We start from the raw sequence: 13,230 nt of genomic DNA, 5'->3' as shown, positions 1-13,230 counted from the left end.
GACCCATGAAATTCCTCCATCAGATTACCAACTATGCCAAAGAGGCAGTGCAGTCTGCCAAGTATATTGGTCAAGGCCTATCGGTGACCTTTGATCACATGCGACGGCGACCCATTACCGTACAGTACCCCTACGAAAAACTCATTCCTTCAGAACGATTTCGGGGGCGGATTCACTTTGAATTTGACAAGTGCATTGCCTGTGAAGTGTGCGTGCGCGTCTGCCCCATTAATCTGCCGGTGGTAGATTGGGTCTTTAACAAAGAGATTAAAAAGAAAGAACTCAGGCACTATAGCATTGACTTTGGGGTGTGCATTTTCTGTGCCAACTGCGTCGAGTACTGCCCCACCAATTGCCTCTCAGTAACAGAGGAGTACGAACTGGCCACCTACGATCGCCATGAGCTGAACTACGACAGTGTGGCAATGGGGCGCATTCCCTACAAGGTAACTCAAGACCCGATGGTAACGCCGATTCGCGAATTTGCTTACCTGCCGGCAGGGGTCATGTCTGGCCATGAGTTGCCCCCAGGTGCCCAACGGGCGGGAGAGCGTCCGGAGGCGATCGCCAATATGACCAAGACCTCTGAAACATCTGAGAACTAGGAGTTGCTGCTGTGGACTTAGCCACCCTAACCCAAACGGTTACCTTCTTTGCCCTTGCAGGGGCAGTCCTCTTTGCTGCCCTTGGCGTTGTGCTGCTCGACAACGTGGTCTATTCTGCCTTTTTGCTGGGGGGTGTGTTCTTGAGTATCTCTGGACTGTACATCCTCATGAATGCAGACTTTGTTTCAGCAGCACAAATTCTCATCTATGTCGGCGCGGTGAATGTTCTTATCCTCTTTGCAATCATGCTCGTCAATAAACGAGAAGCCTATACACCCGTGCCGGGTCGTTGGCTGCGTCAGGGGGGCGCGGCAGTGGTCTCCCTTGGGGTCTTTGCGCTGCTGACAAAGATGATTTTGCAAACCCCTTGGAAAATTAGTGCTCTGCCCCCCACCCCCGACAGTATCAAAACAATTGGCCGGCACTTTTTTAGTGACTTTCTCTTGCCCTTTGAATTGGCTTCCGTCTTGCTGCTGATGGCTCTGATCGGCGCAGTGGTTCTGGCACGTCGCGAACTGGTGTTGGAACCTGAACCCATCTTAGGGGAAGAGGTGGTTCCCCCCTTGGAGTTACCGGAACGTCCGCGTGAACCTGTGGCTTTGTCTGAAAAGTAGAGGAAGACAATGCAGTTAACCTATGTTTTAATCTTGGCGGCACTGCTATTTTGTATTGGCATCTATGGCTTGGTTACCAGTCGCAATGCCGTCCGCGTGCTAATGTCCATTGAGTTGCTTCTAAATGCTGTTAACCTCAACCTGATTGGTTTTGCCAACTATCTGGATGGCCAGCAAATTAAGGGGCAGGTCTTTGCGGTGTTTGTGATTACTGTGGCAGCGGCAGAAGCGGCTGTGGGTTTAGCGATTATTTTGGCCATTTATCGCAATCGCGACACGGTTGACATGGAGAAATTCAACCTCTTGAAGTGGTAGGCTAGAAGCTGGAACTTGCTTCCCTCAATTGCCGTCCATACATCAGGAACCAGTGTCAGCAAAAGGGCAATCACCTATGACAGTGCGTCTTGGTAAATCGGTCACTTACCTGTCGTTCATGGCATTGGGGGCAGCCGCTGCAATGTTTGCCACCCACTTGATGCCGGCGTCAACCCCCTTAGTGACCCCCAGCTTGGCGCAGCTGCCGGCACCGCTACCGGCGGCGGGAAATGACATTAATTTTATTGCCCGTGCTGTTGAGCAAGTAGGACCTGCGGTGGTACGGATTGATGCTTCCCGTACGGTACAAACCCGTGTACCGGCCATTTTTAATGACCCCTTCTTTCAAGAATTTTTTGGGCCAATGATGCCTCCCCCTAGTCGCGAAGAACGGGGGGTAGGATCAGGTTTCATTATTAGCAGTGATGGCTTGATTCTCACCAATGCCCACGTGGTGGAGGGTGCCAACCGCGTGCGAGTAACCCTTAAGGATGGCCGCACCTTTGAGGGTCAAGTCCTCGGCCAAGATCGTTTGACTGATGTGGCCGTGGTCAAAGTGAATGCCAACAATTTACCAGTGGTGCGCCTTGGCAATTCTGATAATTTGCGACCCGGCGAGTGGGCGATCGCCATCGGTAACCCCCTAGGTCTGGATAATACAGTGACGGCGGGAATTATTAGTGCCACCGGCCGCTCTAGCGGCGATATTGGTGTGCCCGATAAGCGGGTAGGTTTCATTCAAACCGATGCGGCCATTAACCCCGGTAACTCCGGTGGGCCGCTATTAAACCAGCGGGGGGAGGTTATCGGCATCAACACCGCCATCATTGGCGGCGCTCAAGGGTTAGGGTTTGCCATTCCCATTAATACAGCTCAGCGGATTGCTAAGCAACTGATTGCCAATGGCCGCGTAGATCACCCCTTCCTTGGCATTCGCATGGCCACTCTCAGTCCTGAAATACAGCAACGCCTCAATGCCAATCCCCGTAGCCCGATCCGCCTTCAAGACAGTGTGGGGGTAGTGATTGTTCAAGTGCTCCCTAATTCACCCGCAGCCCGTGCCGGTTTGCGAGCGGGGGATGTGATCCGTCGCATCAATGGCCAAACCATCACCAAAGCAGATCAAGTGCAGCAAATGGTGGAAAACACCGGTATTGGTCGCACAATGCAACTGGAAGTCAGCCGAAACGGTCAAACCCTAACTGTGGCTGTGCAGCCGGCTCCCCTCCCTGCCCAAGCCAGTCGCTAACGTGCTGACCGCAGTGCTAATTATTCCAACGGGAATTGGCGCTGCCATTGGCGGCTATGCGGGCGATGCGATTCCTGTTGTCCGTGCCTTGGCGCAGGTGTGCGATCGCCTAGTTACCCATCCCAATGTTCTCAACGGGGCGATGCTCTATTGGCCACTGCCCAATGTGTGGTATGTCGAAGGCTATGCCCTTGATGAATTTGCTGTGGGCCGTTGGGGGTTATTGCCACCGCGTCCAAATCGCATTGGCCTTTTGCTAGATGCAGCCATTGAACCGGAGCTGCAACTTCGCCATCGTCAAGCGGCGGCGGCCTGTTCTGCCACCTTGGGTTTAACCATTACTGAACCGGTGATTACAGATGAGCCTTTGGGAGTGCAATTACAAACCGCTGCTTCCGGCGCAACATGGGGCACCTTGGCAAACCCTGCCAGTTTATTGCGGGGGGTAGAAAAGCTGATGCAAGCGGCTAAGGCGGAGGCGATCGCCATTGTCAGCCGCTTTCCAGACGATCTAGGCACAGCAGCATTGCACCATTATCGCAGTGGCCATGGCGTGGATCCCCTAGCAGGGGCAGAAGCAGTCATTAGTCACTTGGTTGTCCAGCACTTTGAGATTCCAGCGGCCCATGCCCCAGCCTTGCAACCATTGCCCCTAGAGGAGACCGTGCATCCCCGCGCCCTTGCCGAAGAAATTGGCTACACCTTTTTGCCGTCGGTGTTGGTGGGATTGAGTTGTGCTCCTCGCTACAGCCGAACCACCCCACAGGCGTTGTGGCAACAGGATGTAGATGCTGTGATCGTACCCGCCACTGCCCTTGGTGGACGGGGAGTTCTGGCCTTTGCCCATCAGGGCGTTCCTATCCTAACGGTAGCCAACAATACCACAACCCTCAATGTTACAGGTGCCGATCTAGGGATAGAGACAATTCCTTGCCAGTCCTATGCCGAAGCCATTGGCGTCCTGAGTGCGATGAAGGCAGGGGTATCTTGGCGGAGCGTCACAACAGCAACCTGAAAAAATTTTTGCCTTCTGGGCATAGCCAGCACATCGCCCAAGGGGAACTCCCAGACACGGTGGAGAGGGTGGCTGATAAACGTAACTTGCCCCCATTCGGCACCCTCTAGGTGAACTGAACAAGTTGCAGAATCGCCAGGGGATTACAGCGCACGGATTTGATGAACTCCGGCACAGAATCAATGCGGTGGAGGATGTTTTGGTTCATCTCGGATATGCGGTGCGAGCCAATTCCCAGATTGCCCCTGAATTCACTTTCTAGATAGTGGTGCAGGCGATGCCGCTTCCCCCTTAGCCAACCCCTGCAATTTTAGACAAAACTCAACTAGGGGAAGATCTCGGCCGACGGTTGGTAGAACCATCCCCTGAGGAATCTCCTCCCCCATCCCTGACCTTTTTTTAGAGTGGTGGCTAAAAACCGCTCAGACCTTCACCAAGAAAATGCTGTTGGCCGCCCTCGGCGGGATGAGAGCACGGACGCTCCTCGGTTCTTCGGCTGAAGCAGCGGGTATCCGCGCTGGTACTCAAATTAGTCGTCATCTGGATCTGCAACAGTCCAACACCGCAGTAAGAAAGAAGAAAGTATAATTCTAAGGTAGTGGCCTCTGGAGATGTCCAGCGCGACAGGAGCGAACTAATGCTCGATACCATCTTACTCCTCATTGTCGTCGTGATGGGAATTGCCGTTGGCTTCAACAGCATTGACCTACTCCCGGCAACCGTTCTAGATCAAGTAGCTAACGTTCGTGGATTGCAGTGGGTCACGGCAGGGTTTGGTGCCATTTTAGGTATTGCCTTTGGTCTATTGTTGCAATCCTTTTACCATCGTCTTGAGCGCAATATCCGTCAATTGCCGCCAGAAACACTCTTGTCGCGAGCAGTGGGTCTTGTGGTGGGATTGCTTCTCGCCAATTTGGTGCTGGCACCGATTTTTCTGTTACCCATTCCCAAGGACTTTTCGTTTATTAAGCCACTGATTGCCGTTCTTACCAGCATTCTCTTTGCCTACTCGGGCACCACATTGGCGGATAGTCACGGCGCTGCCCTTCTGCGTCTGATTAACCCCAACGCTGTGGCCAGTAGTCTCTTAGCAGAGGGGACGCTTAAACCCGCCCGTGCCAAGGTACTGGATACCAGTTGCATCATTGATGGTCGCATTGAGGCACTCTTGAATTTAGGAGTACTGGAAGGCCAGATTATTGTGCCCCAGTTTGTGCTTCAGGAGTTGCAACTGATTGCCGATGCGGGGAATGAGCAAAAACGGATCCGCGGCCGGCGGGGGCTGGATGTCTTAAACCGTCTTCAAGCGAGTTTGGGCGATCGCATTGTCATTCACTCGGCAGACTATCCAGAACTAACAACGGTGGATGCTAAGCTAGTACGGCTGTGCCAAGAAATTAACGGCACCCTTGTCACCAATGATTTGAACCTGAACAAAGTTGCCCGCTTCCAAAAAGTGGATGTCTTTAACGTCAACGAGGTAGCGCAAGCTCTCCGTCCCATTTATCTTCCCGGCGATACGCTGGAGTTGAAAATTCTCAAGGAAGGGAAAGAGCCTGCCCAAGGGGTGGGCTATCTTGAGGATGGCACGATGGTGGTTGTTGAAGAGGGGGTTGATCACATCGGCGATCAGCTGTCGGTGGTCGTCACGGGTGCCCTGCAAACCGCGGCAGGTCGCATGATTTTTGCTCGCCTCCAAATGCCCACCATTGCCTAGCATTGCCTGCTTTCGCCCCTAGGGGTATGACATGACCCAAAAGCCACCAAAGGTTGCTTCACCTCGGCAACTGGTTTCTGCGGGGAGATGGGGCTTCTTTGTTTTTAGCCTCCTATTCCTCATAGGCGTGCTATTGGCAACGGTGTGGTAACCGATACTCTTTCCCATTGATCTGGTGAATCCGGATCAGCTACGGCCATTACCGAATTTCTTGCAACTGCCGGCGGATGACCTAAGGGTCTGGTGGCCTGTGGTTCTTGCAGCAGGGGTGGCGATCGCCCTCAACTTTATTCCCAGCAATAATGTCAGCCGCCTCATTGTGATTCTTTTGGGCTGCCGCTATCTGGGGTGGCGTGGCTGGGTAACGTTAAATGATGTCCACTGGCTCAGTTGCGGCTTGGTGAATTTGTCCAGGACTATTGGCCTAAAGCAGGCCGCGATAGCGAATAAACGTCAACACTGCTGCCCACGACCCCAAGGCCACCTTAAGGGCAATGAGAATATTCAGCCAAGGAATCCAACCGCCACTGAGGAGCGTGCCAAACTGACCCGCAGGCAAGGCCACTCCTATCAATAGGCTGGCACCGCAGAGTATGAAAACAATCACAGAGATTTTTTCCCAGGTGGCGGCATGGAAACGCCGATAAATGCTCTCTAACCACTCTGGAGCGGAAGTAATGGCCACAAGGCCAATCGCCGTCCCGCCAGCGACGCCAGCAGCAAATCCACCCCCCGGACTCAGGTGCCCCCGCAGGGCCAATTCAAGACACACAAGGGAGCAAATGGTGGCGCCAAATCTTGCCAAAACAATGGAAGGTTGATCGTTAAAGCGGCTAACGTGGCCAAGGGGTTTTTCATTGCTGAGTAAATACTGCGCCCCCATGATGGCAAGGGTGAATACCACCACCTCAAAAATGGTGTCGTACAAGCGATTGCGCAAAATCACGGCAGTAACGGCATTGGGAATTGCACTTTGGTGAACAAGGGTTTCGACAATGGGAATCGTCGGTACTGTAGGTGGGGTGGGGATCATCAGCATTTTCCCCAGCAGCAGCACTGCCGCAATCCCATAAAGCCAAATCATGCCCTTGACTCCTTTTCAGTAGGCAAAGGGTAATACACCAGTTCTGTGAGATTGGTGAGGTGGGGCTTGAGGAGGGTATAGAGACGTGGAACTCGGGTCATCGTTAATAATTGAGTGGTTTCTTCAGCACAGAGGGCGTGGATCTCGCGATCGCGGAGTGCTATTTTAAGTTGCTCAAACGTAGGATAAATGATCAATTCAACACGCAAATGATAGGGGGCAACGGCTTCACGAATGGCTTCCAGTAAACGATCCAAGCTATCGGTGGAGAGAGCTGAAGCCAGGATGCCCAACCGCAACACAAGGGAGGAGCGCACGGCAACTGCGTAGAGCATAATTGAGAGCATGGTTCCCACAAGGGCCTCGGTCAATGCCACATCAGCAGCACCCAGAATTGCGTAGATCAAGGCGGCTACAGCACCCACAATGCCCCGAATGACCAAGACATGGTAGGGATTATCCTGAAATACCAACATTAAGGCGGTAAGCGGTAGGAGTGCTGTTACCCCAATCATCCAGCTATCCATCACTGTCCTCCCCTTGGGAGCAGTAGGCCAGCACATAGCCCAAAATGGTGTTCCAAAGGGCAAGGGAAATGAGCGCCAAGACGAGAAGCGGCCATTCGCGGGGAATGCGCAGTAACACGCCGATCATGATAGCCATCGAACCCAAGGTATCTGAGACCGACAAAAAATGCAGTTTATAGAGGGGCGATCGCCGACCCACCAGTGGCCATGTGCCCCACAACCAGAGAAATAGACCAAAGCTGATGCAGGCATTACTAAGCCACTGTAGGATCACTTTACCCCCTCCCTAAAGATTGGCGACATCCCGCAGTCGTCGCAGAATCTGCGCAAGGAGCATCAAGGCACCATTGCCCACACTGAGAATGATGATGCCCACAATGCCAATCATCCAATCATCCCGCTGCACCGACACCAGCAAGATCATAATTGCTGCTTTTGTGGCAATACTGGCAAAAGCCAACATCTTCGACCAGATGTGCTCCCCTTTCCAAGCAGCATAGAGGGGAATACCCAGAATCAGCAGCATGATGACTAAAAAGGCCGTCATTTTTCGGGTCTGTGCTCCACGAGTTGATGGACTTCAAACCAGCCCTCCTCGTTGTAGTGCAGTACAATCGTCTTGGGCGTGAAGGTGATCGTAAAAATATCCAGAAAAATCAACCCAGGGGCACGGGTAGGGTCAACGGGTTCACGGACAATCGCTTCATGGGGATGGGGACGCACTATCATTTCAATCGCTTGAATATAGGCACGGGGAACAGCCATCACCACTTTTCCTAGGGTACTCAGCCACTGCCATAGTGTTGCCCTACCCCTTCGGCCTTGAGGCAGCAGGAGCGAAACCAGAATACCAATCGCCAGATTGACCAAACCAAAGTCCGCCGTCAGCAGCAGCCAAATCATCAGGCGCAGGGCAAAGATCAAATAATTCATAGGGCTAATCCCACCAAGCCAAGTAACAGTAATAGCATCACCCCTAGAAGATGCTCTAGGCGCTCCCAAGCCCCCCGCCAAGGGGATTCCCAGCGGGAGACCCCCAAGGCCACCAGACCACACCCCACCAAGGGCAGCAAAAAAGCGCGTAACAAACCCATGCCACTCCTGTAGGCTTCCATGTAGCCGGCATTGGCAAGAAATAGCCCACCCAAGAGCACCATGGTGGCGGTACTGTAGCCCACGGGCAGAGGGGTCTTGCCGGGATAGTGGGGCAAAAAGAGGAATTTGCTGTAAATTGTGGCCGTTAAACAGCCAGCGCCATAGAGCAGTCCCTGCTGCCACGGCTCAAGGTAACTCAGGGTCAAGACTTTAGCGGGAAATCCGGCAAGGAAGGGCACACCGACAATGCCATAACCGGCAATTATCAGGGCGATCGCCACCGGGCGCGGCAGACCCTCTTGGCGCAATTCACTAAGACGATAGTGACGCAGTTGCCCCACACTCAGAAAAAGACTGGCCTTTGCTAAACCGTGCATAAGGGCATACAAACCTGCCGCTGCTGGGGCAATGATCACCCATCCCAGTTGGCCAAGGGTACTGAAGCTGAGCATCCGCCGCACATCCTCGGCCACCAAGGCAAACACTGCTCCAAACAAGATCGAGGCGAGGGCAAAAAGCTGCACAATGTCGGCAATCTCGCTATACAGGAGACTGAGGCGAGCTAGACTAAAAACTCCCGCATTTTCGACAACGCCGGCTAGGAGAGCAGCAACAACAGGAGCGGCAACAACATTCGTTTGGGGTAACCAAAGCCCACTGACGAAAATGGCGCCCTTTGCCAACAATGCCACCAAAATCAGAGCCACAGCTTCTGGCGGTGCTGGCATCAGAGCACTAAAGGCAAAGGTATAGTTTGTCCGATAAACAAGAGCTACCCCTATGAGATAGAAGAGCATGGCCACATTGCTCACCATCAGGTAGCGCAGGGCAATCCAAAGAGAACGATCGCTGGGGGGATAGGCAATCAATAGAAAGACGACAATCCCCAGCACCTCAATATTGACGTAGAGACTGAGGAAATCCGCTGAAATAAAGACGGTGTTGGCACAGCCGTGGAGCAGACACAGCAGAACATAAAAGAACGCCCTATAGCCCTCCTGCCACGTATGTAACAGTGCTGCCAAAATGACGAGGGCATTGGTGACAATAAAGTAGCCACTGAGGGGGTCAATGCTCAAGGAAACGCCAAAGCTATCCAGCAGGATAAAGGAAGTGTTGATTTGGTGGATGATGATGCCTAAGCCGACACAGAGGGAAACCAAGGCGATCGCCAGCGTTAGACCCCGCGCCAAGGGGGGCAGTAGATAAAGCATTAAGCCGGCCACAAATGGCAACAAAATCCAAGCGATCGCCAGCTCTGTCATTGCCACTTCCTACAGATACTTTTGATCAATTTCTGGCGTTTCCAAAGTTGGGTTATCCCGCGCTAGCTTCATTGCCGCCACCAGCATCAGCGTTTGAATTGAAAGACCAATCACGATCGCGGTTAAAATCACCGCTTGGGGCAGCGGATCCGCATAGGCAGTATCAAAGACCCCCCCACGCGCAATAGGTGTAACAAAGCCACTGTGGGTAGCAATCACCACAAACAAAGCCACCACGCCGGTGCTCATGACATCCATTGTCACAATCTTCATGAGTAGATTTTTCTTGACAATCGTGGCTAAAAAACCGACGAGGATAGTGACAAAAACGCTTGCTTGCAAGAAAATCATGACTTTAACCCGCAGACACCCTGATATTTAGAACAGACTTTAACATTCCCTCTTTCCTTTGGGGTGCAGTTTTTTGCGGTAGAACTGCACCGCCGTAGCCAACGGTGGGGAACCTGCCGGCCTCCTTAAGCACGTTAAACCCCATCTTAACTTTATTCAGATCAATGTTAGTTTTCTATTAAATAGGTTTTTGTCAATAGCTATGCCATGAACTTTATAATTTAGAAAAGTGCTTAACAATTTGCAACATTTGGCGAATAGGTATATATTCTTATTGAGGTACTTTAGATACTTAAACAGATCACTGGACTCGTCCCTTGGGGGGTTGTCTGATGAATGTCCAATTTCCTTGGCTGACTGTAGTAACGCTGCTGCCTTTAGGGGCAGCCTTCTTGATTCCCGTGTTGCCCGACCGCGAGGGGAAGACAGTCCGCTGGTATGCCCTGGCGATCGCACTCCTCGAATTTGGCCTTTCGGCAATGGTTTTCTGGCAGCACTACGATGCCCAATCTGCCCAGATGCAAATAGTGGAAACTGTGCCTTGGCTCCCGCAAATTGGCCTGAACTGGTCTCTAGCGGTTGATGGCCTTGCCGTCCCCCTGATTTTACTGACGGGTCTGGTGAATACAGTGGCAATCTTTGCGGCTTGGCAAGTGAAGCAAAAGCCGCGTTTATTTTATTTCCTGATGCTGGCACTCTACAGTGCCCAAATTGGCGTCTTTGCTGCCCAAGACCTGATTCTTTTCTTTTTGCTGTGGGAACTGGAACTGGTCCCTGTCTATTTGCTGATTTCTATCTGGGGCGGCGCCAAACGCCAATACGCTGCAACCAAATTCATTCTCTACACTGCCGTTGGTTCCCTCTTTATCCTCATTGCTGGCCTAGCGATGGCCTTCTATGGCGGTGACTTTACCCTCAGCATGATGGCTTTAGGCCTGAAGGACTATCCCTTGGCGCTGGAACTCTTTGCTTACAGTGGCTTCCTGATTGCCTTTGGGGTCAAGCTGCCGATTTTCCCACTACACACTTGGTTGCCCGATGCCCATGGGGAAGCCTCTGCGCCGGTCTCCATGGTGTTGGCAGGAGTGCTTTTGAAAATGGGGGGCTATGGTCTAATTCGCTTCAACCTGCAAATGCTCCCCGATGCCCACATCTACTTTGCCCCTGTCCTCATTGCCCTAGGCGTGGTGAATATTGTCTATGGTGCCCTGACTGCCTTTGGCCAAGAAAATCTAAAGCGGCGACTGGCCTACTCCTCAATTTCCCACATGGGTTTTGTGCTCTTGGGGATTGGTGCCCTCAACGGCATTGGTCTCAATGGGGCGATGCTCCAAATGCTCTCCCACGGTTTGATTGCGGCTGCCCTCTTCTTCTTGGCGGGGGTGACCTACGATCGCACCCACACCTTGGCCATGGAAAAAATGAGCGGCATTGCTCAATCCATGCCGAAAACCTTTGCCCTCTTTACCGCCGCCGCCATGGCCTCTTTGGCACTGCCCGGCATGAGTGGCTTTGTCAGTGAACTCACCGTCTTTTTGGGCTTAACCAACAGCGATGCCTACTCCACCACCTTCAAAGTGGGGGTGATGTTCCTTGCGGCGGTGGGGGTGATTATCACGCCCGTCTATCTGCTCTCGATGCTGCGCCGTGTCTTTACGGGCAAACAAGCGGGCGATATATTTGACAAACTGCTTTTGGACATCAATCCCCGTGAAACTTTTATTGCCCTCTCCCTCCTGTTACCGATTATTGCTGTGGGGATGTATCCCAAACTGGCTACCCAGACCTACGACGTGACCACAACGGCGATCGCCACTCACGTCCATGCCGCCCTCCCTGCGGTGGCGCAACACCATCTGCCCCTGTATGCTCAATTAACGCAATTTGCTCCCAGTTTGCTGAGTGAGGCAGCAGTTGCCAACAGTACCCTGTAGGGCTTTAGGGAGGGGGATGCAGGTTTGCCAACTGGCAGGTCAAGGCATTCATTAGCTAGAGTGGAGTAACAGCATTCCTGCCCTTGGGCAGATTGCATCCAGCCCTTTTCCCAAAGATAGTACGTGCTTCGCCCTGTGAAAACTAAGATAGAAGAGCAATCCATCTCTTCTGTTGTCTCCATATCCTAGAAAAGGGCTGTAAACTGAATACGGTGATTCAATACAGGCTCTATGAGTAATCTTGAGAAACAAATCGAACAAGCTCGCGAGGAAGCCCATCAAATCTGTGATACCGAAGGGGCAACCTCTGGACAATGCGCCGCTGCTTGGGACGCCCTTGAGGAACTGCAAGCGGAAGCTGCCCATCAGCGCGCTGAACAGCAAGATCACAAAACCTCCTTTCAGCAGTACTGCGATGATAACCCTGATGCTGCTGAGTGTCGCATCTACGACGACTAAGGGTTGAGGCTGTGGGTCGCTGGCAACAGTTGTGGGATCAATTTGCCGCAGCGACGGGTCAGCGGCTCCACGATGGTCAAGCCCTTGCAGTGGGGGGTGGCAGTATTAACACCACCTATGTGTGGCAGCATCCGCAGCAAACGCTTTTTATCAAATTTAATCGCCCTGAACGGCAATCTATGTTTGCTGCCGAAGCCAATGCCTTGCGGGCGATCGCCAAGGTTCAGGCAATTCGTGTTCCCTTGCCCCTGCTGTGGGGAAGTGTGGCGGACGCTAGTTTTCTAGTGTTAGAATACCTGCCGCTGACCAGTTCAGGGGATTGGTGGCAAATGGGGGCACAGCTAGCGCGGTTGCATCTCCAGGGTACAGGCGATCGCTACGGCTGGCCAGAAAATAACACCATTGGTGCCACCCCCCAAATCAACCCTTGGTCAGACAACTGGGGCGAATTTTTCCGCGATGCTCGGCTGCGTTATCAGTTTGATCTGGCTCGCCGTCGGGGTGGGCACTTTCCCAAAGCCGAGAAGTTACTGGCAGCCATTCCGGAACTCCTGAATCATGAGCCAGCCCCTACCCTAGTTCACGGCGATCTCTGGTCGGGGAATGCTGCCTTTTGCCGCACAGGGGAACCTGTGATTTTTGACCCTGCCAGTTACTATGGCGATCGCGAAGTGGACTTAGCAATGAGTGAACTCTTTGGGGGGTTTCCTGATGCTTTTTATCAGGGCTATAACGCCACCTATCCCCTACCCGCCGCCTATGCACAACGGAAAACCGTTTACAACCTGTACCACATTCTCAATCACTTCAATCTTTTTGGCGGTAGTTATGCTGCCCAAGCTCAGTACATGATTGAGCAGATCCTGCAATTCCTCTGAGTCAGGTCCTAGCTCATCCCGTGGAACAGAATGCTTTCCAAAGCACCCGAAGATTAAACAGTAACCTCTAGCCTGATGTCGCTGTAGTATCGTGGAGTGCATAGCTTCAATTTGTTTGCGAG

At 52.6% G+C, this 13,230-nt stretch carries 16 protein-coding genes; 9 read left to right on the top strand and 7 right to left on the bottom strand.

Going from position 1 to position 13,230, the window contains the following annotated elements:
* Positions 1-5: 5 nt before the first annotated feature.
* The 6 genes from ndhI (at position 6) to Q0683_RS04895 (ending at position 5,515) form a co-directional block, all read left to right on the top strand.
* On the top strand, positions 6-605 hold the full coding sequence (gene ndhI, locus Q0683_RS04920) for an NAD(P)H-quinone oxidoreductase subunit I (RefSeq protein WP_298611888.1): 600 nt from the start codon (positions 6-8) through the stop codon (positions 603-605).
* An 11-nt stretch (positions 606-616) separates the two neighbouring features.
* Complete coding sequence (locus tag Q0683_RS04915) at positions 617-1,219, top strand: NADH-quinone oxidoreductase subunit J (RefSeq protein ID WP_298611893.1); 603 nt, start codon at positions 617-619, stop codon at positions 1,217-1,219.
* Positions 1,220-1,228: 9 nt separating this feature from the next.
* Positions 1,229-1,534, top strand: coding sequence for an NADH-quinone oxidoreductase subunit NuoK (gene nuoK, locus Q0683_RS04910; RefSeq protein ID WP_011056517.1), 306 nt, complete (start codon positions 1,229-1,231; stop codon positions 1,532-1,534).
* A gap of 76 nt (positions 1,535-1,610) precedes the next feature.
* Positions 1,611-2,783 carry an HhoA/HhoB/HtrA family serine endopeptidase gene (locus Q0683_RS04905; RefSeq protein ID WP_298976569.1) on the top strand — a complete coding sequence of 391 codons (1,173 nt, stop codon included), beginning with the start codon at positions 1,611-1,613 and terminating at the stop codon, positions 2,781-2,783.
* A gap of 1 nt (position 2,784) precedes the next feature.
* Positions 2,785-3,798 (top strand): DUF3326 domain-containing protein, encoded by a 1,014-nt coding sequence (locus Q0683_RS04900; protein ID WP_298611904.1) that lies wholly within the window; start codon positions 2,785-2,787, stop codon positions 3,796-3,798.
* Between the two features lie 637 nt (positions 3,799-4,435).
* Positions 4,436-5,515: a PIN/TRAM domain-containing protein gene (locus Q0683_RS04895; RefSeq protein WP_298611907.1), complete on the top strand. Its 1,080-nt coding sequence runs from the start codon at positions 4,436-4,438 to the stop codon at positions 5,513-5,515.
* 424 nt (positions 5,516-5,939) lie between these two features.
* On the opposite strand, the gene Q0683_RS04890 is transcribed toward Q0683_RS04895, so the two are convergent.
* From Q0683_RS04890 to Q0683_RS04860, 7 genes are read right to left on the bottom strand one after another with little or no spacing between them, the layout of a single operon-like run.
* Positions 5,940-6,599, bottom strand: coding sequence for a Na(+)/H(+) antiporter subunit B (locus Q0683_RS04890; protein WP_298617081.1), 660 nt, complete (start codon positions 6,597-6,599; stop codon positions 5,940-5,942).
* Entirely contained in the window at positions 6,596-7,126 is a 531-nt protein-coding gene (locus tag Q0683_RS04885; protein ID WP_298611914.1) for a DUF4040 domain-containing protein, read from the bottom strand. Before Q0683_RS04885 ends, Q0683_RS04890 begins: the two co-directional genes overlap by 4 nt.
* On the bottom strand, positions 7,119-7,397 hold the full coding sequence (locus Q0683_RS04880; RefSeq protein ID WP_366142495.1) for a monovalent cation/H(+) antiporter subunit G: 279 nt from the start codon (positions 7,395-7,397) through the stop codon (positions 7,119-7,121). Before Q0683_RS04880 ends, Q0683_RS04885 begins: the two co-directional genes overlap by 8 nt.
* A 15-nt stretch (positions 7,398-7,412) precedes the next feature.
* Positions 7,413-7,673 carry a hypothetical protein gene (locus Q0683_RS04875; RefSeq protein WP_298611919.1) on the bottom strand — a complete coding sequence of 87 codons (261 nt, stop codon included), beginning with the start codon at positions 7,671-7,673 and terminating at the stop codon, positions 7,413-7,415.
* Positions 7,670-8,059: a Na+/H+ antiporter subunit E gene (locus Q0683_RS04870; protein ID WP_298611922.1), complete on the bottom strand. Its 390-nt coding sequence runs from the start codon at positions 8,057-8,059 to the stop codon at positions 7,670-7,672. The genes Q0683_RS04875 and Q0683_RS04870 overlap by 4 nt, the downstream gene beginning before the upstream one ends.
* Positions 8,056-9,486: a cation:proton antiporter gene (locus tag Q0683_RS04865; RefSeq protein WP_298976565.1), complete on the bottom strand. Its 1,431-nt coding sequence runs from the start codon at positions 9,484-9,486 to the stop codon at positions 8,056-8,058. Before Q0683_RS04865 ends, Q0683_RS04870 begins: the two co-directional genes overlap by 4 nt.
* Positions 9,487-9,495: 9 nt before the next feature.
* Positions 9,496-9,837 carry an NADH-quinone oxidoreductase subunit K gene (locus Q0683_RS04860; RefSeq protein ID WP_298611925.1) on the bottom strand — a complete coding sequence of 114 codons (342 nt, stop codon included), beginning with the start codon at positions 9,835-9,837 and terminating at the stop codon, positions 9,496-9,498.
* Between the two features lie 332 nt (positions 9,838-10,169).
* On the opposite strand from Q0683_RS04860, the gene Q0683_RS04855 reads away from it, so the two are divergent.
* From Q0683_RS04855 to Q0683_RS04845, 3 genes are all read left to right on the top strand, one after another.
* Complete coding sequence (locus Q0683_RS04855) at positions 10,170-11,771, top strand: NAD(P)H-quinone oxidoreductase subunit 4 (RefSeq protein WP_298976563.1); 1,602 nt, start codon at positions 10,170-10,172, stop codon at positions 11,769-11,771.
* A gap of 231 nt (positions 11,772-12,002) precedes the next feature.
* Positions 12,003-12,230, top strand: a complete 228-nt coding sequence (locus tag Q0683_RS04850) for a Calvin cycle protein CP12 (RefSeq protein ID WP_298611930.1) — start codon at positions 12,003-12,005, stop codon at positions 12,228-12,230.
* A gap of 11 nt (positions 12,231-12,241) precedes the next feature.
* On the top strand, positions 12,242-13,108 hold the full coding sequence (locus Q0683_RS04845; protein ID WP_298976560.1) for a fructosamine kinase family protein: 867 nt from the start codon (positions 12,242-12,244) through the stop codon (positions 13,106-13,108).
* Positions 13,109-13,230: the final 122 nt, after the last annotated feature.

Source organism: uncultured Thermosynechococcus sp. (assembly GCF_938074695.1).
GTDB lineage: Bacteria > Cyanobacteriota > Cyanobacteriia > Thermosynechococcales > Thermosynechococcaceae > Thermosynechococcus.
The sequence above is the reverse complement of the archived record's forward strand: the minus strand, read 5'-3'. Positions and strand labels throughout refer to the sequence as shown.

Bases quoted from the DNA above. Each gene is read 5' to 3' on its own strand.
- Q0683_RS04905 (WP_298976569.1), top strand. From the start codon at position 1,611: ATGACAGTGCGTCTTGGTAAATCGGTCACTTACCTGTCGTTCATGGCA.
- Q0683_RS04870 (WP_298611922.1), bottom strand. From the start codon at position 8,059: ATGAATTATTTGATCTTTGCCCTGCGCCTGATGATTTGGCTGCTGCTG.
- Q0683_RS04855 (WP_298976563.1), top strand. From the start codon at position 10,170: ATGAATGTCCAATTTCCTTGGCTGACTGTAGTAACGCTGCTGCCTTTA.
- Q0683_RS04875 (WP_298611919.1), bottom strand. From the start codon at position 7,673: ATGACGGCCTTTTTAGTCATCATGCTGCTGATTCTGGGTATTCCCCTC.
- nuoK (WP_011056517.1), top strand. From the start codon at position 1,229: ATGCAGTTAACCTATGTTTTAATCTTGGCGGCACTGCTATTTTGTATT.
- ndhI (WP_298611888.1), top strand. From the start codon at position 6: ATGAAATTCCTCCATCAGATTACCAACTATGCCAAAGAGGCAGTGCAG.
- Q0683_RS04865 (WP_298976565.1), bottom strand. From the start codon at position 9,486: ATGACAGAGCTGGCGATCGCTTGGATTTTGTTGCCATTTGTGGCCGGC.
- Q0683_RS04860 (WP_298611925.1), bottom strand. From the start codon at position 9,837: ATGATTTTCTTGCAAGCAAGCGTTTTTGTCACTATCCTCGTCGGTTTT.
- Q0683_RS04890 (WP_298617081.1), bottom strand. From the start codon at position 6,599: ATGATTTGGCTTTATGGGATTGCGGCAGTGCTGCTGCTGGGGAAAATG.
- Q0683_RS04895 (WP_298611907.1), top strand. From the start codon at position 4,436: ATGCTCGATACCATCTTACTCCTCATTGTCGTCGTGATGGGAATTGCC.
- Q0683_RS04850 (WP_298611930.1), top strand. From the start codon at position 12,003: ATGAGTAATCTTGAGAAACAAATCGAACAAGCTCGCGAGGAAGCCCAT.
- Q0683_RS04885 (WP_298611914.1), bottom strand. From the start codon at position 7,126: ATGGATAGCTGGATGATTGGGGTAACAGCACTCCTACCGCTTACCGCC.